Raw genomic sequence first — 22180 nt, 5'->3', positions numbered from 1 at the left:
ATTTAGGACTTTCCACCCCGAATCATCCAGATTGTTTTATTGAGGTTGATACCGAACGTCATAGCTGGAGAGATGGCGAAGCCACTTTATTTGATGAAACCTATGTACATTGGGCACAAAATAAAACGGAACAAACCCGTATCATTCTATTTTGTGATATCGAGCGTCCAATGAAATGGAATTGGGCACAGCGATTTAACCATTGGTTTGGTCGAAATGTTATGGCTGCAGCAAGCTCACCCAATGACGACCAAGACCAAACAGGTGGAATTAATAAGGCGTTTAAATATCTATATGCTATTCACACCAAAGGAAGAGAACTCAAGGCAAGAAATCGTTCGATGTACTATGTAACAAAATGGACGCTATTCTCTACCATTATTTTACTCATTCTATTACCAAGTTTTATTTAAAATATAACGAAAAGCGGATGCAATACTTTGTATCTGCTCTTTTTTAAGTAATAATATATATATAGATACACTGATCATTTTAAGTCAGCAATCGTCTTATCATTTTATTGATGTTATTTTTTACCATAAAATTTGGTGAATGAAATCTATAAAATAAAACGCTTTCGGTGATACTCTTTACGATATCGAGTTCATAATATTAGGATCCACAATGACTGATAATGCAACAATCTTGCAAAATATACCTGTAGGGCAAAAAGTTGGTATTGCCTTCTCTGGTGGTTTAGATACATCTGCAGCATTACTTTGGATGAAGCAAAAAGGTGCTCAACCTTACGCTTACACTGCGGACTTAGGTCAACCAGATGAAGATGACTACAATGCCATTCCAAAAAAAGCAGAACTATATGGTGCAGATAAAGCCCGATTGGTTGATTGCCGACTTCAACTTGCTTTAGAAGGTATTGCTGCAATTCAATGTGGCGCATTTCACATCAGTACAGGTGGTGTCCCTTATTTCAATACAACACCTTTAGGTCGTGCTGTAACAGGAACTATGCTTGTTACAGCCATGAAAGAAGATGATGTAAATATTTGGGGTGATGGCTCTACTTACAAAGGAAACGATATTGAACGTTTCTATCGTTATGGTCTGCTTACCAATCCAGCACTAAAAATCTATAAGCCATGGTTAGACCAACAATTCATTGATGAATTAGGTGGCCGTGCTGAAATGTCACAGTTCCTGATTGACAACGGCTTTGATTATAAAATGTCAAAAGAAAAAGCATATTCAACAGATTCAAATATGCTAGGTGCAACACACGAAGCAAAAGATCTCGAATATCTTGATGCTGGTGTAAAAATTGTTGAACCAATCATGGGCGTTGCCTTCTGGCGTGATGATGTTGAAATTAAACCTGAAGTAGTAACTGTGACTTTTGAAGAAGGCATGCCAGTTGCACTTAATGGTACTCGCTTTGACAACCCTGTAGACCTTATTTTAGAAGCCAATAAAATTGGTGGTCGTCATGGTTTAGGTATGTCTGACCAAATCGAAAACCGTATTATTGAAGCAAAATCTCGCGGTATTTATGAAGCTCCAGGTATGGCACTACTTCATGCTGCTTATGACCGCCTTGTTACAGGTATACACAATGAAGACACCATTGAACAATACCGTATTAATGGTTTACGCCTAGGTCGCTTGCTTTACCAAGGTCGTTGGTTTGATTCACAAGCACTCATGCTACGTGAAACAGCTCAGCGTTGGGTTGCAAAAGCAATCACTGGTCAAGTGACTTTAGAACTGCGTCGTGGGAATGACTATAGTATTTTAAATACAGAATCTCCAAACCTAACTTATGAAGCTGAACGCTTAACCATGGAAAAAGGTGATTCAACATTCACACCAATGGACCGTATTGGTCAATTGACTATGCGTAACTTAGATATTATCGACACACGCGCAAAACTTGGAATCTATAGCCAAACTGGTTTGCTTTCCATTGCTCAAGGTTCTGCTGTGCCTCAGCTTGAAACCAAAAAGAAATAAAACCTAAAAAACTGCTCTTCACGAGCAGTTTTTTTTAAGTATTATTTTTTGATCTCTAGCTTGCTCCCTTAAACATAAGCATTGCTGTAATCACACAGCATTATGATTTTTGAGCTTTATGCATTATCATTTACTTTATTTTTTAGCTTGAAATGACCTTGAATACAATAACATTGACTCAGCCAGACGATTGGCACGCGCATCTTAGAGATGGTCTTGCACTTGAACGTACAGTACCTGATCTTGCTCAACAATTTGCTCGTGCGATTTGCATGCCAAACCTTGTTCCACCTGTAAAAACAGTAGATGAGGCCATCGCATACCGCAATCGCATTATGCAACATGTTCCAGAAGGTAATCCTTTTGATCCACGTATGGTTTTATACTTTACAGATCAAACATTGCCCAGTGAAATTGCTAAAATTAAAGCATCTGATTGTGTAAACGCAATTAAGCTATATCCTGCAGGTGCAACAACCAATTCAGATAATGGTGTTAGCGATATTCGCAAAGTCTATGCGGTCATTGAAGAAATGGAAAAACATCAAATTCCATTATTACTTCATGGTGAAGTTACACATAAGCATGTCGACATCTTTGATCGGGAAAAACGATTTTTAGATGAAGTACTCTCTCCGCTTATTCAACAATTTCCTGATTTAAAAATTGTTCTAGAACATATTACGACCAGCGATGCCGCGAATTTTGTATTAGAGCAAAGTAAGAAAGTAGCAGCGACAATTACACCTCAGCATCTCTTATTTAATCGTAACGATATGCTTGTAGGTGGAATAAAACCACATTTCTATTGTCTACCTATTTTAAAGCGTCAAACACACCAATCGACCCTATTAGATGTCGCAACAAGTGGAAGTCCTAAATTTTTCTTAGGTACAGACAGTGCACCACACGCTCAAGATGCTAAAGAAAATGCATGTGGATGTGCAGGTTGTTATAGTGCCCCAACTGCAATTGAACTTTATGCTCAGGCCTTCGATCAGGTAGGTAAAATAGATCGCTTAGAAGGTTTTGCTAGCCATTTTGGCGCAGATTTCTATGGACTACCAAGAAATACATCGACCATTACACTTAAAAAAGAAGATCAAGTTATTCCAGCAAGTTTAAGCTATTTGGAAGACCAACAAATTATTCCACTGTATGCAGGACAAACAATTCAATGGAGAAAAATGTGACAGAAGCAGTCAATACACCGTTGATTGGCCAACGTTTCCGTGGCTTTTTGCCTGTTGTTGTGGATGTGGAAACAGCAGGCTTCAACCCTCAAACAGATGCTCTACTAGAAATTGCATGTATACCAATTGTCTATAATGATGAGGGTATCTTTGTACCAGGGCCATCTATACATGCTCATATTAATCCCTTTGAAGGTGCGAATTTAGATCGTCGTTCATTAGAGTTTATTGGCATAGACCCTTACAGCCCTCTAAGAATTGCAATGGCTGAAGATGAAAAGAGTGCTTTAAAACGTATTTTTAAATCACTGAATGAAACTAGACGTCAACAAAGATGCTCACATGCCGTTTTAGTTGGGCACAATGCTCATTTTGACTTAAGTTTTTTACGTGCAGCAGTAGACCGTACTGGTACAAAAAACCAAAGCCCTTTTCATAGCTTCTCAGTATTCGATACAGTTACACTAAGTGCAGTGATGTTTGGACAAACGGTGTTGGCTAAATCGTGCATCCAAGCGGGTATCGAATTTGATGGTAAAGAAGCACATTCAGCACTGTATGATACAGAGAAAACTGCCGAACTATTTTGCTATATTTTAAACAAACTTGCTCCACATACACTTGACACACTGATTCCTGCAGAATAGAATAAGCCCACTTCTATACGTCCCTATCGTCTAGAGGCCTAGGACATCGCCCTTTCACGGCGGTAACCGGGGTTCGAATCCCCGTAGGGACGCCATATATTTAAAAGCTCACATTTATGTTGGGCTTTTTTATTGTCTAACATTTAATAAAAAAGGAGGAATTTTAAAATCCCTCCTTTAAGTGATCTACTTGTTTGGAACCTGAATAACCGTACCTAGACGTAACTGTGCATTCGGTTTCAAATCATTCATTTCTGCCAATACTTTAGGTTCAATCCCATATTTGTTGGCTAAACGAATCAAATTATCGCCAGATTTCACCTTATAATCGACTGTTTTCTTTGGTACCTGAATAACCTGACCTTTACGTAAATTCGCCTTCATTTTAAGATCATTCATTTCAGCAAGATCTTTCACACTGAGATCATAACGTGCTGCAATCGCATGTAATGATTCACCTGCCTGAACTGTATAACTTTCAGTTTCCTTACCACTTTGCACATTTGATACAGATTTCTCTTTCACCTTTTCAGTTTGCACTGTCGGCTTCACCACAGATGTAGCTGTATCCGTATTGTCATCATCATCCAATTTCAGCTTTTGGCCTACACGTACACCAGAATTTCTCGACAGACCATTCAGCTGTGCTAAATACTCTATTTGTAAATTATAGTGTGATGCGATACTTGATAGCGTATCACCGCTTTTAACGGTATATTCTGTCGGTGTTTGAGTACCCTCTGGTACTTTAATTGTTTGACCAACACGAACTTGGTAATTGCTCTTCACATGATTGAGTTTTGCCAATTCATTTAAAGACAAATAAGACTTAGCTGCAATAGAATTAAGTGTTTCACCACGTTTCACTTTATAAGCTTCCGTGACAACTTCACTACTACGAGTTGCTTTATCTTTTTCTTTATCGTCCACCTGCGTTACAGGAACATTAATTTTTTGTCCTACTTGCAAGCTATCGTTTGCAGACAAATCAGGTGTTAAATCTGCAAGCTCTTGATTAGATAAACCATATCGATCTGCAATTAACTTCAGGTATTCACCACGCTTTACGCTATAAACCTGTGTTTTCACCTTAGGTGATTTTCTTACTTCAGGTACATCTTTCGGTGCTTTAAGTACTAACTTTTGACCGATTAGCAAATTACTGGTTGGTGATAAACCATTCCAATCTGCCAAATCTTTCACGGAGATATTAAATTGACTTGCCAGAGTTGTTAAATTGTCATTCGCTTTAACGATATAACTCTCAGGGCGCTCTGGTGCAGACTTTTGTATTTTTGCATCATATAAATATAAAGTATTCCCTACATATAACGGTGCATTTGGATCAATCTGATTCCACTTTGCAATATCCCTCCAATTCACACCATTTTTCATCGCAATTGTAGCTAAGGTATCTCCAGCAACAACAGTATAAGTACTACGCTCACCTTTTGGTGTCACTGCAACAATATCTGTATCTGTCTTTATATAGTCTCTATCTTTATTTCGTTTTGCTTCATCTGAGTCTTTTGCAACCGTATCCACAACATTTTTTGGATAAGAGAAGCTTTTAGTAACCTCTTTACCTTCACTATCAGCAACAGACTGACTGGTTTGAATAGCAGTTAACTTAATTTTACCATCTAAAGGATCGACAACCTGTGTACCAGAAGGCGCAATAGCTTTAATTTCATTAATCACTTGTTGCTGTTCAGATGTGTCCGCTATAGGCTGTACAACATTTTTAACTGTTTCTTTGGCATCATCTGCTTTAATTTCAGATAAAATACGATCTCTTTCACGAATTGAAATTGGTGGCTCGGTATTGACCGGTTTTTTTAAATTACTTGCATTGGTTACCGCAACAGGAATACGAGGTGCGCTCGGTACATCTGCATTATTTGCAAAGGCTGCCAGAGCATCTGGATTGACTGGGGTATTTGCACGACTACGATCAGGAATAGGTTTAGCACTACCCACAATAACAGGTTGTGTTGTCACTGTACTTTTCACAGATGAAGATGCAGTATTTACCCAAGTGTTATTGCCTGTATATCCTGTACCTTTTAAAGCAAGTAATTTACGATCTATTGCTGGACTAACATCTGAAGGAATTAAAATCCTTCCTGGACTATCCGTATCAATATAGTCACCACGATAACCTGGATTCAGTGCATATAACTCTGTACGAGAAAGCCCAGATAAATCAGCAATCTGTGCCATAGACACACCAGGCTGTATTTTTATTTCTCTAAAGTGAGGTCTATTTGCAATAGGTGGCAATGTTACGCCATAGGCACGAGGGTTCTTAATAATCTGTGCAACTGCCAAAAACCGTGGAACATAGTTCATGGTTTCCGCAGGCAATTTTAAAGACCAATAATCTGTTGGTAATCCTAAAGACGCATTACGATTAATTGCTTGCTGAACACGCCCTGGCCCTGCATTATAAGCTGCAAGTGCCAATTCCCAAGATCCGAACTGATTATATAAACTACCTAAGAACTCATAAGCAGCACGCGTAGATTCCACGACATCACGGCGTCCATCATATGAACTGGTTTGTTGCAAACCATAAATTTTCCCCGTACTTGGAATAAATTGCCATAACCCTGTTGCAGAAGCCGAGCTTGTTGCTGCTGGGTCATAAGAACTTTCAATCACTGGTAATAATGCCAATTCAGTTGGCATACCACGACGTTCAGCTTCTTTCACCGTATGATATAAATAACGACTGGCACGTGCACTTAAACGATCTAAATACGGCTGGCGCGAAATAAACCAACTCCGTTGAGCCTCAATACGCGGGTCCCAATGTGTCTCATCCATTTTAAAACCAACAGTCATGCGTTTCCAAACATCACCATGTTTTAAAATCAGAAGTCGATCTCCCTCTACTGCACGCATATCTGTTGCGGACAATAAATCTTCTAAAGAATCTAAAGAACTCACATCTAAATAATCAGATGAACCGACTTGCTTCGACTTAATTGCTGTTGTTTGTGTTCTTGTTGGTGTAGAGCTACACCCCGTACTTAAGATTAACGCTGCAACGGTTGAACCTAATAATGATACTTTAAAAATTTGCGGTGCAGAAATTTGCCACAATACCGTGGTAGGTCTAAACATATACAATCCCAAACAAGCCGTGAGGTACTAATTCTTTGTTCCATTTTATTAAAGCTGACCTAAGGTACAACACTCTAATTTATGCTAGTCTACATTAAGTGTTACAAGAAATTAAAAAATCTTGTAAAACTACTGAAAACAAGCATTTTGCACGGTAGAATAAAACGTTTCACCACAACTTTTAGTTTGGATTTTGTATCATGTCACAAACAATTACACTTTATGTTGACGGCGCTTGTCGTGGGAATCCTGGATTAGGTGGTTGGGGTGCTTATATCATTATGCCAGAAGGGGAACACAAACTGTCTGGTGGTGCAAAACTAACAACAAATAATCGTATGGAGCTAACTGCAGCAATCGAGGGAGTTCAGTTTTGCCCAGTCGATGCAAAACTCATTATTTGGACAGATTCCAATTATGTTAAACAAGGTATTACCGAGTGGATTCATGGTTGGAAGAAAAAAAACTGGAAAGATGTTAAAAACCCAGATTTATGGCAAAAACTTGATGAAGTTTGCCAACAGAGAAATATAGAGTGGAATTGGATTAAAGGCCATGCAGGTCATGAAGGAAACGAAATGGCTGATCAACTTGCAAACAAAGGTGCAGATGACTTCTTAAAAGATCCAAATGCGGGGCCAGCACACGAGTTTAAGAAAAAAAAAATTGAAGATGATTGGATTTTAGATGACCCTTTTGGATTTGATTTACATGAAAAAGAAGAGGATACAGATCATATTGAACATCAGGTAGTCAATTCAATACAGCACCCCCATATTAAAATTACGCCTCAAGAAAAAAATATCCATGGTCCAAGACAGCTTATTTTAGATACAGAAACGACAGGCTTTTATTTTCAAGATGGTGACCGCATTATTGAGGTTGGTGCCGTGGAAATGATTAACCGAAAGCTGACTGGTAGCTCCATTCATATTTATATTAATCCTGAAAAACCTGTTGGTGACTCTGTTGAAGTCCATGGTATTACAGATGAATTTTTAGCAGACAAACCGAAATATCAAGAAATCTCTCAGACTTTATTTGAGTACCTAAAAGGTGCCGAAATTATTGCCCACAATGCATCTTTCGATATGAACTTCCTTAATATGGAATTTGAAAGAGCTGGGTTTCAAAAGCTCTCAGATGTGTGTCAAGTCACTGATACACTTGCAATGGCGAAAAATAAACATCCTGGCCAAAAGAACTCGCTTGATGCCTTGGTAAGAAGATACGAAATTCCTGCAAGAGACAGGACATACCACGGTGCCCTACTCGATGCCGAGATTTTAGCAGACGTCTATTTAGCAATGACAGGTGGCCAAGTTGCATTTGATATGGATACTTTGTCACAAGATTCACAAAATTCAGATCAAATACAGCATAAAGCACATATAAATGTTGCTTTACCTGTGATTTATGCCCTAGACTCAGAGTTAGAAGCACACGAAGCATGGCTAGAAGAAATTGCTCAAAAAAATGGTGAACCAAGCATTTTTGCAAAACTGGGGTAAATACACACATTCGTTTCATTGAAACAAAGGTGGCGTATGATATAGAAATTGGTTCTCTTTTTATTTTACTATTCATGCTTTCACTGTATTATCTTAATAAGTAAAGGCACGCTCACTGCTGCGGATTAATAGATAGGTATATTTCATGTCGGATCAAATCTCTACATCTTTCAACCCAACAGCACTACTGATGGTCAAATCCGAAATAGATAATTCGATCCAACAAATAGAAACGCTCATCTCTAGTTTGGTCGAAGATCAAAAACTACCTTTTGGACTCGATGATGCTGTGGTACAGCTTAGTCAGTGTGCAAAGGTACTTTATCTGATTGATCAGCCTACACTCGGTAAAATTATTGATTACAGCGCTGAAATTACTCAGCAAGTGATGCAAACGCCTGAAAAAGTTGATGTCAAAGATATACACATCATCAGTAAGTCATTGCTTGGTGTAAAGCGCTATATCGAATTTAGCTGTTTAGAAGAAAAGAATGTACCTGCTTTTTTACTTGAACATCTCAATGAGTTAGAAGCAAGACTAAACCACCCAGTTACTCAAGAAGGTGCTGGACTCGAACACCACTTTTCTGAACAACCTACACTAAACATTCAGATAGAAAAAGCTGAGAAATCTCTATATACGCACCAGCTCTATAAAATATGTTTAAAGCAACTTTTAACACAGCATCTGACAGGTTTAGATAAAGCAGCACTTATTGCTGTAGGTCAACAACTTGTACACCAATCTGAAAACACACCAAGTTCGAATTATTGGAAGTTTGTATATCAAACATTTAATAACATTGATCAAACATTCTTTAGCACACCTCGCCTAAGAACATTCATTCAGATTGAAAAAAATATCGAACACTTTTTTGTTTCGACAGCAACATTTGAACCTACAAAATCAGAATTTGCCAATGTCCTTCGAATTTGCTTAGGTCAAGATTCTAAAATCGTAGAAGACTTAAAAACGCAACTCTCCTTAAAACAGGATATTATTTCCGATCAAGCACTTGTGGAGCTACAACAAAAACTACGTGCACCAGATTATGAAACGATTAATGCCGTTGTAGAGCTTCTTAGTCAAGAAATTACGTCTGTTCACCAAGAAGTTGAGTTTAACTATAAAACAATGAATGCGGAGCGCTTCCAAAGCCTTCATAAACAACTTTTGGAAATTCGTAATACACTCACAATACTGAACCTCAATCATATTTCAGCAAACTTGACTCACCATTTAGATACACTCACTAGCGTAGAGCAACTACAGCAAGACCAAACAACACAAGAGCTCATGCAAAATTTACTGCAAGCGCTAAATGAGTTGGGTTTGTTTATCCGTAAAAATACGCCTGATCTATTACAAAGACCAGTGAATAACCCTAATATTGCACTTGACCGCTTAGATAATGCCTATACTGCGCTTGCACAAGAGTTACATGAGTTGGTTGAAGAAAATGCAAACTTATTGACTGGTTATCATGAGTTGGAAGATAAATCTTCATTTGAAGAACTTCCACACGCACTTGAAGAAATGGCTGGTGCTTCTCTATTCTTATTTAATAGTGAAGTGATTTACCATGCATTTTTAAACTGTGCTAAGTTTGTAAAATCTAAAGAAGTTCTTGAAGAAAATGACATCAAAATTATTTTAAGCGTATGCGCAAGTATTGCAGTAAGTTTAGAAGAAATTGCAAATAAACAGCCTGTCATGTTTGGAATGTTTGATGTTGCTCTAGAGAATAGCCAAAAACTCCAACATGCCGCATAATTATGTCACAAGAAAAAATAGCATATATTTATGAAAATCAGCAGTTGCTTGTTGACCATAACTGGCAACTGCCCAAAGTTAGTTCTTGTTTAGCCGATATTAGACTAGATGAACCTTGTACTGCCATTGCAAGACAATGGAATGAAAACGATGAAATTCCAAATGGATTTCAATTTGTATCTTTACGCCAACTAATTCCTGTATGGGATCATCAAACTTTTGAACAAGCCAGTCGTGCTGTTCAATTGTTAGAGTGGAAAAAGAAACATCATTTTTGTAGCCAATGCGGAACAAAAACCAGAATGCACCATACAGAACATTGTATGGTCTGTCCAAATTGTCATTATCGTCAGTATCCTAGAATTAGCCCATGTATCATCACCATTATTACACGTGGTGATAACGAAGTACTTTTAGCAAAATCCATTCATCGTAAAGATAATGTATACGGTTTAATTGCAGGATTTGTTGAAGTTGGCGAAACATTAGAACAGGCGGTTGCGCGTGAGACACTGGAAGAAGTCGGCGTTCATATAAAAAATATTCGCTACTTAGCAAGTCAACCTTGGCCGTTCCCAAGTAATTTAATGCTCGCATTTCATGCAGAATATGCAGACGGCGACATTAAAATTCAAGAAGATGAAATTGCTGATGCGCAATTTTTTAAACAAACTGCATTACCCGAAGTCCCTCATGCTGGTAGCATCGCGCATCGATTAATCATGCACATTACCCAAGGTATACCGCTTTAAAACCTCTAATCATCATCCTAGTCTATTAGGATGATGATTGATTTAAACAACGCTCAATTTCACGAAGAATCACAGTTTTTGTTTTAAAGAACTGACTTAAGTGGCTTGATAAACTACCAATTAAGCTAATATGCCCCGTTCTAGGAATCACTTCTACTTTACTTTTATTCTTTTGAGCCTTCAATGCAGCATGCATGTCCATTGTATTGCTACGCGCAACTAAAAAATCTTTAGAAGCAAGCAATAGGATGTGTTCAATACTGTTATTCTGCACAAAATAATAAGGCATTGTTTCTTCTTTAGTCCGCTTCACATCAAAAGCTTGCTCTAAATTTGAATCTCCCATGTAATTAAAATGATATGGACCTGCTAATCCAATGATCATTTTAATTTTACTATAAGCATGAAATGCATACTTTTGAGGATGATAGACTGCAGACATAATATTGAATGCACCCGCTGAATGTCCCATCAATACCATTTGGTGCGAAGGCAATTGTTTTTCTAAATGATTTAAAGCAAGTACAAAATCATCCACATAGGCAGGAAATTTAAACTCAGGTGCTAATCGATAGTTGATAATCGCAACATCAAAACCCTCTCTAGCGAAACTTTCACCAACAAATAAGTAGTCTTCCTTCTTACCATGAGACCAAGTACCACCATGCACAAAAATAATAAGTACAGGTTCTTGCCTTGGTTTTTTTGTACGATATAAGTCAAACGTTTGACGAGCATGTTCACCATACGAAACATTAGAAACAAGGTCAAAGTGTTCACGCGGAGTCCAACGATTTAGACGTGTACTCACAACGTCGTACAATCTAAACTCTTCAACTCTATTTTTAATTTGAACCCAATGTGGATAAAACATTGAGTTCAAATTTTCTTTAATTTTTATTTTTCGCATAGAATTAATAATTATATGGTGTTGTTGAAGCGGTACCAGTTGTATCAGGTGATCCTGCAACAGCTACAGGCGTTTGAACTGTAGGCTGAGGTGTTTGCGCTCCTGTACTTTGAATGTTATCAATTAAGGTTACAATTCTTGTAATATCACCGACTTGTCCAAGCACATTATTTAAATCTGCAATTTCAGCATTATTTAAGCGTCCCATCACATATAAAACACCATCTTCTGTATGTACAAGTACTTTACTGTCTGAAATAACAGGAGCTCTTGCAATAAGACCACGTGTATTTGCAGTCACTGTAGCATCTTGCATGATCGTGCCATAACTAATTTGACTTCCCACAGTCATATAGTCATGTACAGATTTCACATCACTCATTGCTTTTAAATTATCTTCGGCCAATTTTTTAAGGCTTTCATCAGGAACTTGTCCTGTAATCAGCACACTTCCAAAAAAACTCTTGATATTTACACGTGACTGCTTAAAACGAGAATCTAATTTATAAAGATTAATATAAGCCGTGCGCTCAATAGACTTATCAATTAGTACTTGCCCCAATGAACGCACACCACTTTCCGTACCAACTGGTGTAGAACCTGTACCACCAGAAATAAAACTCGCACAACCCGACAAACTTGCTGCACATATAAGAGCAAGAAAAATACGCTTAGACACCCAAATAAACTCCTTTATCACCGTTTAACTTTAGATAAGTTACAATTCAGTATACGCTTATACCTCACCCAAATTAAACGCATCTTGAATCCACTCTAAATCATAATTGAGTAACGAAAAATCTTGCAGTATAGGTTTTGCAACTTGTTGTTTAATTTGAATACAAATAGCATCGAATCTTAGATCATAACTTTCATAAGCAGGATATTCTTGTAAAAAAACATATGCCGTTTTAATAATCTTTCTTTGCTTGGTGATCGTAATAGATTCACTTGCATTTCCATAACGTAGCGATCTTCTTACCTTTACCTCGACAAATAAAATCGTACCATTTCCTTCAACAATTAAGTCAATTTCTCCATAACGAGAACAATAACGTGTTTGAAGTCGTTTAAATCCATTTTGCTCTAGGTAAGATAAAGCCGTTGCTTCACCCCAAAGCCCAATTTTTTTCGTATCCCACATCATAATTTATAAAAAACAATAATATTAACATGACTATCAGTTCCCACGTCTTTTTTTAAATCGGGTACACTATTGAGTTATTGATTGATTAGGAAAGAAGTACATGAGTATGAATGCACAATTATTTGTCGTTGCAACCCCAATTGGGCATTTAGATGATATGACTTTCCGCGCGATCGAAGTCCTCAAACAGGTTAAATTAATCGCAGCCGAAGATACGCGCCAATCTATTCAACTTCTTAAACATTTTAATATTAATACCCCATTAACAGCATGTCATGATCATAATGAGTCTCATAAGATTGACCAACTACTTGAAACCTTAAAATCTGGTGAGAGTATTGCATTGATTAGTGATGCAGGCACACCACTGATTAGTGATCCCGGTTTTAAACTTGTACGTGCTGCACAAGAGCATCATATACGAGTGACTCCAGTTCCTGGTGCATGTGCTGCCATCGCTGCGTTAAGTGCTGTTGGTTTACCGAGTGATCGCTTTAGTTTTGAAGGGTTCTTACCTTCTCGCTCTTCACAACGTATTTCTCAACTCGAACAATTAAAAAATGAAACACAAACCATGATTTTCTACGAAGCACCTCATCGTATTTTAGAGTGTGTGAAAGATATGACTGAAGTATTTGGCTCTGAACGAAAAGTGGGTTTTGCACGAGAAATTACAAAGACATTTGAAACCATTAAGCAGTTTACTTTTGCAGAGTTGGTTTCTTTTATTGAGCATGATAAAAATCAGCAAAAGGGTGAAATCGTTTTAGTAGTCGCAGGGTCTACACAACAAAAAGATTTACAGCAAGAAAAACTAGATGAAATCCTTACACGCATGTTAAAAGACTTGTCCGTAAAAGCAGCTTCTCAGCTTGCTGCAGACCTCTTTGGTATTAAAAAGAAAGTTGCTTATCAACGTGCTTTAGAACTTACACAATAAATTTTAAAGGAAGGGGTTAAGATGACGAAGCCCCTTCTTAAAAAATGGAACATTTTATCTGGCTTAAAATATACTTTTTTATATAATAAAGCTTTTGAAATCGCTTCTCGTGTACCACTCGCATTCTGGCCTTACGGTTCTTGAACTTTTAATTTCAATATCTATATTAGCCACTATCTTATGTATTGCCCTACCCAATTTTTCTGGCTTATACGCATCTCAAGAAAGTCAAAGTACAATTCATCACCTTAAAACACTAGTTCAAAATGCAAAAGTAGAAGCGAGACTTCGCCAGCAAGATGTAACGATTTGTCCAAGTATCAACGGCGTAACTTGTACAAACCATAATGATTGGAGCAAAGGGGCCTTGCTATATATTGATAAAAATAGAGATAAACAATTTAATCAGAATGATCAAAAAATAGAGTTTACGCCTTTCGTACTTAAGCACGGAAAACTCACATGGCATGGAAGTCTAAGGAAAAATTTTATTATTTTTAAATCTAGTACAGGCCTACCTCAAGGTTATATTGGGCACTTTGCCTATTGTAGTTCAAATAAAGAAGTTTTCTATCGAGTTACGCTGAATATGATGGGACATACTCAGCATAAACCCATTAACTCTTGTTAGTTAAAAAATACGGTTTGTATCTCTCGATCTTTGAGGAGCTTTGGCTAAAGCAGACAATGTGTTTTTAGCAATTGTTAGGTAGTGAGGTGCGACTGCATCTTTTGCAAGCACACTTGGAAAACCACGATCTGTATTTTCACGAATTGTTTTTTCAAGTGGTAGCCGACCCAATAGCGGAATATTATATTGTTTTACCAATTCTTCTCCGCCGCCTACTCCAAAAATTTCTTCTTCATGACCACACTGAGAGCAAATATGTGTGGACATATTTTCAATTACACCTAATACAGGGATAGATACACGGTTGAATAGCTCGATTCCTTTAACAGCATCAAGTAGTGCTATATTTTGTGGTGTCGTTACAATAACAGCGCCAGTCACAGGTATGCGCTGTGCAAGTGTCAATTGAATATCCCCTGTACCCGGTGGCATATCTATCACCAAAACATCTAACTCTGGCCATAATGTTTGGTTAAACAACTGCATGAGTGCACCTGTTGCTTTTGGACCACGCCAAACGACAGGGGTATTATTATCCCCAGTTAGATGACCAATAGATAGTACAGCCATTCCATGAGCCTCTAATGGAATAAACTTTTCATCTTCTATTAATGGTGTTTTACCTGCATTTCCTAACATCGTTGGAATACTTGGGCCATAAATATCAGCATCCAAAATACCAACTTTTTTTCCTTGCTGTTGTAACGCCAATGCTAGATTTACAGTCGTTGTCGATTTACCTACACCACCTTTACCAGACGAGACTAAAATGACATCTTTAATTCGAGGGTGAGCAGGAATTTCAGTTTGTTTAGGCACGCTTTTTTTCGTGCTCTGTGCAGCATCGACAGTGGGAGGAACTTTAGCTTTTTGCTCTTTTTGTTGAACAATATGGAGGTTCAACGTTTGAATGCCACACTGTTGTAAGGCGGCAGAGAGATCATCATGAATTTTTTGCAAATCGTTTGCTTCAGATGGAAAGCAATTCATAGTCAACTGCAAAGTATAATCTTGAAGTTGTAAGGCAGTAATACGGCTTTTTAAGCTATCATCATTAGGAAGTTTATAGTTTTGTAAGATAGTTTGGATGTCATCTTCACTGACTCCTTTAGCAGGTGAAAAAACCGACTTTAGTGAAGAAAACCATGACATATTCATGCTCCAGAACAGCAAATAAGATCACCTAGTTTAACAGTATTTTTCTCTTATCGGCTATGACTGAATACGGCCACCTCATCACAAAATGAGGTGGCTTAGTTATATTATTTAGTTAAGTCATCAAACTTTTTTTGCGCTGCTTCTTTCAGTTCGTCAAACTTATTACCTACAGTTTCCTTAATGTCATGCGCTTTTTGCTTTGCTTCATCAACTTTTTCGTCTAATGATTCTTTCAAAGAATCATGCTTGTCATGTGCTTCTTGTTTCCAATCATCAATTTTTTCTTGGCCTTCTTCTTTTTTCTCAGAAGCTTGTTGCTTTAGCTCGTCTAATTTGTCTTCACCTTTTGACTGAGCTTCTTGCGCTTTTTGCTTTGCTTCTTCTGAAAGTTCGTTTGCTTTATCTTTTAGGTTGTCGAAAGTATTATTGTCAGTCATTACATTATCCTTATATAAATTACATCGTTGTTTAACTGTATAAATTAATCTTATATTTGCTTTTTATTAAGCATATTTTACCAATATAAGCACTTTGAAACAAAACAATTACATATGTCACAATCTGCGTCAATATTTTGAAATACGTTTTTTCTTTTTATTTTTTATATCCAATTACATACAAATCATTCGATCTGGAATGAAATGCCTAGCTGTATCAAAAACTTAAATATATTTAAAGTCGCTCATTCATTATGAGCATAGGTTTTATAAAAGTTATAAGAGATACGAAAACTTTATTTTATCGACCATCTATTCAGCTTTTAGAAAGATTTCAGGGATTCCATTATACAAGAGCGGTATAAGTCAGGTAAAATCATTCGCTTGTGAATACGAATGAGAGAATAACATCCGTGCGTAAAATACTCGTCACCAACGCTTTACCTTATGCTAATGGCCCAATCCATATGGGACACCTACTCGGCTACATTCAAGCAGATATTTGGGTTCGTGCCATGCGAGCGATGGGACATGATGTAACTTATGTTTGTGCGGATGATGCGCATGGTACAGCGATTATGCTACGCGCAGAGGCAAATGGCATTTCTCCAGAAGAACAAATTGCAGGCGTACAAAAAGAACATGAGCGTGACTTTGCAGGTTTTGGTATTAGCTTCGATCATTATGACTCTACCCATAGCAAAACAAACCAAGCTCGTGCTTCTGAAATTTATTTAAAAAATAGAGAAGCTGGAAACATTGCTATTCGTCCTGTGAGTCAATTATTTGACCCAGAAAAACAAATGTTTTTGTCTGACAGATTTATTAAAGGCACATGCCCAAAATGTAAGTCTGAAGACCAATATGGCGACTCATGTGAAGTATGTGGCACCACATACAATGCGACTGAGCTATTAGATCCCCGCTCAACTTTAAGTGGCGCAACGCCTATTGAAAAGTCATCAGACCATTACTTTTTCAAATTACCGAATTATGAAAAATACTTACAGCAGTGGACTCGTGACGAAGGCCGACTCCCCGTTTCTATTGCCAACAAATTAGATGAATGGTTTGAGGCAGGATTAGCTGATTGGGATATTTCACGCGATGCGCCTTATTTTGGCTTTGAAATTCCAGATGCAAAAGATAAATACTTTTATGTATGGGTAGATGCACCAATTGGCTACATGGCAAGTTTTGAAAACTATATTCAAACAAAACGTCCTGATCTCAATTTTAATGACTACTGGCAAAAAGATAGCCAAAATGAGGTTTATCACTTCATTGGTAAAGACATTGTCTATTTCCACGCGCTCTTTTGGCCAGCAATGCTTGAAGGTGCAGGTTACCGTACTCCAACAGGATTATTTGTTAATGGTTTCTTGACTGTAAACGGACAGAAAATGTCTAAGTCACGTGGCACATTCATTAAAGCTGAAACCTATTTATCGCATTTAAATCCTGAATATTTACGCTATTACTTTGCCTCTAAACTGTCTGATAAGGTTGAAGATTCTGACTTAAACTTAGATGACTTCATTCAGAAGGTAAACTCTGATTTAGTCGGTAAAGTCGTCAATATCGCGAGTCGTTGTGCCAAGTTTATTAACAAAAAATTTAATGACACTCTCTCTAGTACCTGCTCAGAACCTGAATTGGTTCAAAGCTTTATAGATGCAGGCGATAAAATTGCGAAGTCTTATGAAGCGCGTGAGTTCAGTACAGCGATTCGTCAAATTATGGCACTTGCAGATAAAGCAAACCAATATATTGATGAGAAAAAACCATGGGCTCTTGCAAAAGTAGAAGGAAATGAACAGCAAGTTCATGACATTTGCTCAGTAGGAATAAACCTTTTCCGTCAGTTGGCTATTTATCTTGCTCCTGTACTGCCAAGCCTCGCTGAAGAAGTTCAAAGCTTCTTAAAACTCGATCGTTTTGATTTCGCATCTCGCACTCAAGTACTCACTGAGTATGAAATTGCGACATTTAAACCGCTCATGCAACGTGTAGATAAAAAAGCAGTTGATGCAATGGTAGATGAATCTAAAGACTCTTTAGCAACTCCTGCCCCTGCACCGCAAAAAACGGCAAAAAAAGTGAAACCAACACCACCGCCTGCAACCGCAGATGAAACCATTCATATTGATGATTTCACCAAGGTAGACTTACGTGTTGCGAAGGTACTTGCTGTAAATACAGTCGATGGTTCAGATAAACTTCTTCAGTTCACAGTAGATGTTGGAGAATCCGAACCTCGCAATATCTTTAGTGGTATTCGTAGCTATTACGCACCTGAGGATTTACAAGATAAGCTAGTTATCGTCGTTGCAAATCTTGCACCACGTAAAATGCGCTTTGGTATTTCAAACGGTATGATCCTTTCTGCTGGTAGTGAAAAAGGTGTCTTTATTCTTTCTCCAGATTCAGGCGCACAGCCAGGCGATAAAGTTTCTTAAACTTCTCTTTAAAAGCCTTACTTAAAGTAAGGCTTTTATTTTCTAAAAGTGTATTCACTGAATTTATACATAAATATTTATTGCAGGATTCTGGCAGAAATTCTTCATGAAAATTTAGCTCGATTTGCTCTTTTTATTTTCACTTGAACTTTTTTTTCAAATATTTCTTAGTTATCCACATACTTATCCCACACTCATTTTTTTGAAATTTGTTATGCTCTTCCTCTTGCTTTTTTTATGAAACTTTTAACTAAAAACACACCTACAAAAGCAAAACCAAAGAAAATCTAAATATAAAAAAGTCAATATTGATATTCAATTTTTTTTACCGTATCTTGTGGCTTACTTTAATTTAAACCACTAAGTCTTGTGTTTATTCCTCAAACATCGTGGTTAGAACACCCGATTCAAATGGTCCATAAACATAACAATGAAGACAATGGAGCTAAGCTAACATGAGCGTAATCTCATCAACCCCAGGTCAACTGCAAGTGATCAAACGCACTGGTGATGTTGCCCCTTTTGACGCTGAAAAAATTTCTGTTGCAATTGGGAAAGCTTTTTTAGCCGTTGAAGGTCAGCAAAGTTCTGACTCTAGCCGTATCCATGACCGTATTACAGAACTTACAGAGATGGTAACGAATACGTTTACACGTCGTTTACCGTCAGGCGGCACAATTCACATCGAAGAGATTCAAGACCAAGTTGAGCTTGCGCTTATGCGTACAGGCGAGCAAAAAGTTGCACGTGCTTATGTAATTTACCGTGAACAACGTACAAGTGCTCGTCAACAAGTCAGCGAAAACCATCACCCAACATTACAAATTACAGATAAAAATGGACAACTCCAACCCTTAAACCTTGCAGAACTTCATGCAGAAATTAGTAAAGCTGCTGAAGATTTAGAGGGTGTAGATGTTGAAGCCATTGTAGAAGAAACAGTTAAGAATCTTTATAACGGCGTAAAAGAAAGCGATATTGCCACAACGATGATTATGGCAACGCGTACACGCATCGAACAAGAACCAAATTATACTTACGTGACTGCTCGCTTACTACGTAACGAATTAGTAAAAACAGGCTTAGCATTTTTAGACTTAGATGTAACAACATCTGAAGCAGATGCACTTGAAGCATTCTTGAAAAAAGGGATCGAGTTAGATTTACTTTCTCCTGAACTTCTGAAATTTGATCTTGCAAAACTTTCAGCAGCAATTCAGCCTGAACGCTCAAACCAGTTTACGTACCTCGGTTTACAAACTCTATTTGACCGTTACTTCATTCACTCTAAAGGTGTACGTTTCGAGCTTCCGCAATTATTCTTCATGCGTGTTGCTATGGGTCTATCACTCAATGAAGATGACCGTGAAGCGCGTGCTATCGAGTTCTATAACCTATTATCTAGCTTTGACTACATGGCTTCTACGCCAACGTTATTCAACTCTGGAACACTACGCCCACAGCTATCTAGTTGCTACTTAACCACAATTGATGACGATCTATATGACATCTATGGTGCAATGCGTGACAATGCGATGCTTTCAAAGTGGGCTGGCGGTTTAGGCAATGACTGGACACCTGTTCGTGCATTAAACTCATACATCAAAGGCACAAATGGTAAATCACAAGGTGTTGTACCATTCCTTAAAGTTGCCAACGATACAGCTGTTGCGGTAAACCAAGGTGGTAAGCGTAAAGGTGCAGTATGTGCATACTTAGAAACTTGGCACTTAGACATCGAAGAATTCCTAGAGCTACGTAAGAATACAGGTGATGACCGTCGTCGTACACATGACATGAACACTGCAAACTGGGTACCTGACCTATTTATGCAACGTGTGATTGAAGATGGTGAATGGACGCTATTTACTCCATCAGAAACGCCAGACCTACACGACCTTACAGGCCTTGAATTTGCTGAGCGCTACGCACACTACGAAAGTATTGCAAAATCTGCAGATATGCTTCACAAGAAAGTGCGTGCAAAAGACTTATGGCGCAAAATGTTATCTATGCTGTTTGAAACAGGTCACCCATGGATTACATTCAAAGATGTGTGTAACTTACGTTCACCTCAACAGCATGTTGGCGTGGTTCATTCATCTAACTTATGTACAGAAATTACATTAAACACCAGCAAAGATGAAATTGCGGTATGTAACTTAGGTTCAATCAACCTTGTTCGTCACATTGAAAATGGTCAACTCAATCAAGCAAAACTTGAACGTACCATTAAGACCGCTGTACGTATGCTTGATAACGTTATTGACATCAACTACTACGCTGTACCTCAAGCAAAAAATTCAAATATGAAGCACCGCCCTGTGGGTATGGGTATCATGGGCTTCCAAGATGCACTTTATGAAATGGGCATGGCATACGGTTCAGACCAAGCGGTTTCATTTGCAGATGAATCTATGGAAGTAATTAGCTACCATGCAATTCAAGCATCTAGCGACCTTGCTGTAGAACGCGGTACGTATTCAACATTTAAAGGGTCTCTGTGGGATCAAGGTATTTTACCAATTGATTCTCTTGAGCTTGTGGCAAAATCACGTCCTGAAAAAATGTTTGAAGTAGATCGTTCACAGCGTTTAGATTGGGATACGTTACGTCAGAAAGTTCAAAAAGATGGTATGCGCAACTCAAATGTGATGGCGATTGCACCAACTGCGACTATTTCGAATATCTGTGGTGTTTCTCAATCAATTGAGCCAACGTTCCAAAACCTATATGTAAAATCTAACCTTTCAGGTGAGTTTACAATCATCAACCCATACCTTGTTCGTGCACTAAAAGAACGTGGATTATGGGATGTGGTTATGGTTAACGATCTTAAGCATTATGAAGGTTCTGTAGAAAAGATTGCTCGTATTCCTGAGGACTTAAAGGCAATGTTTGCAACCGCTTTTGAAGTTGAACCTCGTTGGATTGTAGATGCTGCATCACGTCGCCAAAAATGGATTGACCAAGCACAATCATTGAACCTCTATATTGGTGGTGCAAATGGTAAGAAACTTGATATTACCTATAAGATGGCTTGGTTACGTGGTTTAAAAACAACATATTACCTTCGAGCATTAGGTGCGACATCTACTGAAAAATCAACGATTAATACAGGTGCATTAAATGCAGTGAAAACAACAACTGTTTCTTCACCTGCACCTCAAGCAGCAGCACCTGCTTCTGAAGAAGGTTTTTCACAAGCAGCGCCAGTGCCACAAGCATGTTCAATTGACAATCCTGATTGCGAAGCTTGCCAATAAATAAAACTTAGAAGCACATTCTATATGTGCTTCTAGACATACCTTATATTTTACGGATCAAAAATGTTTGCACACTTATCGAGTAATTATGAAATTGGTTTAATCCTTTATGTATTAACCTACATCATATTCTGCATTCCAATTGTTTACGTGATCTATAAGGTTTATCAAGAAAAGCGTAAGCAAAAATAAATTACTTAAATTTATTTTCGCTTATTCAGAAGAAACGTATAGTAGAGACATCTTCGTCGTAAGATG

At 37.8% G+C, this 22180-nt stretch carries 17 protein-coding genes and 1 tRNA gene; 12 read left to right on the top strand and 6 right to left on the bottom strand.

Features of this window, described 5'->3' with window-relative positions; genetic code table 11:
* The 5 genes from I2F23_RS05260 to I2F23_RS05240 all read left to right on the top strand — a co-directional run.
* The coding region (locus tag I2F23_RS05260; protein WP_195771510.1) for an aspartyl/asparaginyl beta-hydroxylase domain-containing protein at window positions 1-413 on the top strand (413 nt) is incomplete at its 5' end.
* A gap of 196 nt (window positions 414-609) precedes the next feature.
* Window positions 610-1968, top strand: coding sequence for an argininosuccinate synthase (argG, locus tag I2F23_RS05255; RefSeq protein ID WP_195771517.1), 1359 nt, complete (start codon window positions 610-612; stop codon window positions 1966-1968).
* 158 nt (window positions 1969-2126) lie between these two features.
* Window positions 2127-3161 (top strand): dihydroorotase, encoded by a 1035-nt coding sequence (gene pyrC, locus I2F23_RS05250; protein ID WP_195771509.1) that lies wholly within the window; start codon window positions 2127-2129, stop codon window positions 3159-3161.
* The gene (gene rnt, locus I2F23_RS05245; protein ID WP_195771508.1) at window positions 3146-3808 is read left to right on the top strand and encodes a ribonuclease T; all 663 of its coding nucleotides are present in this window, start codon (window positions 3146-3148) and stop codon (window positions 3806-3808) included. Before pyrC ends, rnt begins: the two co-directional genes overlap by 16 nt.
* A 19-nt stretch (window positions 3809-3827) precedes the next feature.
* Window positions 3828-3903: transfer RNA gene (locus I2F23_RS05240), tRNA-Glu, on the top strand.
* A gap of 91 nt (window positions 3904-3994) precedes the next feature.
* On the opposite strand, the gene I2F23_RS05235 is transcribed toward I2F23_RS05240, so the two are convergent.
* Window positions 3995-6937 carry a lytic transglycosylase gene (locus I2F23_RS05235; protein ID WP_195771507.1) on the bottom strand — a complete coding sequence of 981 codons (2943 nt, stop codon included), beginning with the start codon at window positions 6935-6937 and terminating at the stop codon, window positions 3995-3997.
* Window positions 6938-7137: 200 nt separating this feature from the next.
* Between I2F23_RS05235 and dnaQ the strand changes: the two genes are divergently transcribed.
* The 3 genes from dnaQ to nudC all read left to right on the top strand — a co-directional run bounded on the left by dnaQ (window position 7138) and on the right by nudC (window position 10974).
* Window positions 7138-8448, top strand: coding sequence for a DNA polymerase III subunit epsilon (dnaQ, locus tag I2F23_RS05230; protein WP_195771506.1), 1311 nt, complete (start codon window positions 7138-7140; stop codon window positions 8446-8448).
* A 145-nt stretch (window positions 8449-8593) separates the two neighbouring features.
* Window positions 8594-10222, top strand: coding sequence for a chemotaxis protein (locus I2F23_RS05225; RefSeq protein WP_195771505.1), 1629 nt, complete (start codon window positions 8594-8596; stop codon window positions 10220-10222).
* A 2-nt stretch (window positions 10223-10224) separates the two neighbouring features.
* Complete coding sequence (gene nudC, locus I2F23_RS05220) at window positions 10225-10974, top strand: NAD(+) diphosphatase (protein ID WP_195771504.1); 750 nt, start codon at window positions 10225-10227, stop codon at window positions 10972-10974.
* A 25-nt stretch (window positions 10975-10999) separates the two neighbouring features.
* Here the strand turns inward: nudC and I2F23_RS05215 are convergent, their stop codons facing one another.
* The 3 genes from I2F23_RS05215 to I2F23_RS05205 are packed head-to-tail and all read right to left on the bottom strand — an operon-like array spanning window position 11000 to window position 13031.
* Window positions 11000-11848, bottom strand: coding sequence for an alpha/beta hydrolase (locus I2F23_RS05215; protein ID WP_195771503.1), 849 nt, complete (start codon window positions 11846-11848; stop codon window positions 11000-11002).
* Window positions 11849-11888: 40 nt separating this feature from the next.
* Window positions 11889-12563: a BON domain-containing protein gene (locus tag I2F23_RS05210; RefSeq protein ID WP_195771502.1), complete on the bottom strand. Its 675-nt coding sequence runs from the start codon at window positions 12561-12563 to the stop codon at window positions 11889-11891.
* Between the two features lie 57 nt (window positions 12564-12620).
* The gene (locus I2F23_RS05205; protein ID WP_195771501.1) at window positions 12621-13031 is read right to left on the bottom strand and encodes a YraN family protein; all 411 of its coding nucleotides are present in this window, start codon (window positions 13029-13031) and stop codon (window positions 12621-12623) included.
* Between the two features lie 106 nt (window positions 13032-13137).
* On the opposite strand from I2F23_RS05205, the gene rsmI reads away from it, so the two are divergent.
* Together rsmI and I2F23_RS05195 are read left to right on the top strand one after the other, a co-directional pair.
* The gene (gene rsmI, locus I2F23_RS05200; RefSeq protein WP_195771516.1) at window positions 13138-13971 is read left to right on the top strand and encodes a 16S rRNA (cytidine(1402)-2'-O)-methyltransferase; all 834 of its coding nucleotides are present in this window, start codon (window positions 13138-13140) and stop codon (window positions 13969-13971) included.
* A gap of 109 nt (window positions 13972-14080) precedes the next feature.
* Complete coding sequence (locus I2F23_RS05195) at window positions 14081-14602, top strand: GspH/FimT family pseudopilin (protein ID WP_195771500.1); 522 nt, start codon at window positions 14081-14083, stop codon at window positions 14600-14602.
* Here I2F23_RS05195 and apbC read toward each other — a convergent pair whose 3' ends face one another.
* Window positions 14603-15754 carry an iron-sulfur cluster carrier protein ApbC gene (apbC, locus tag I2F23_RS05190; RefSeq protein WP_195771499.1) on the bottom strand — a complete coding sequence of 384 codons (1152 nt, stop codon included), beginning with the start codon at window positions 15752-15754 and terminating at the stop codon, window positions 14603-14605.
* A gap of 110 nt (window positions 15755-15864) precedes the next feature.
* A complete protein-coding gene (locus I2F23_RS05185; protein WP_195771498.1) occupies window positions 15865-16197 on the bottom strand; it encodes a hypothetical protein in 333 nt (110 codons plus the stop codon).
* 413 nt (window positions 16198-16610) lie between these two features.
* Between I2F23_RS05185 and metG the strand changes: the two genes are divergently transcribed.
* Window positions 16611-18656, top strand: coding sequence for a methionine--tRNA ligase (gene metG, locus I2F23_RS05180; protein WP_195771497.1), 2046 nt, complete (start codon window positions 16611-16613; stop codon window positions 18654-18656).
* 455 nt (window positions 18657-19111) lie between these two features.
* Complete coding sequence (locus tag I2F23_RS05175) at window positions 19112-21922, top strand: ribonucleoside-diphosphate reductase subunit alpha (protein ID WP_195771496.1); 2811 nt, start codon at window positions 19112-19114, stop codon at window positions 21920-21922.
* Window positions 21923-22180: the final 258 nt, after the last annotated feature.

The sequence above is a fragment of the Acinetobacter pollinis genome, from assembly GCF_015627175.1.
GTDB lineage: Bacteria > Pseudomonadota > Gammaproteobacteria > Pseudomonadales > Moraxellaceae > Acinetobacter > Acinetobacter pollinis.
Note: the sequence above shows the minus strand (reverse complement) of the source record. Positions and strands in the feature narration are given on the sequence as shown.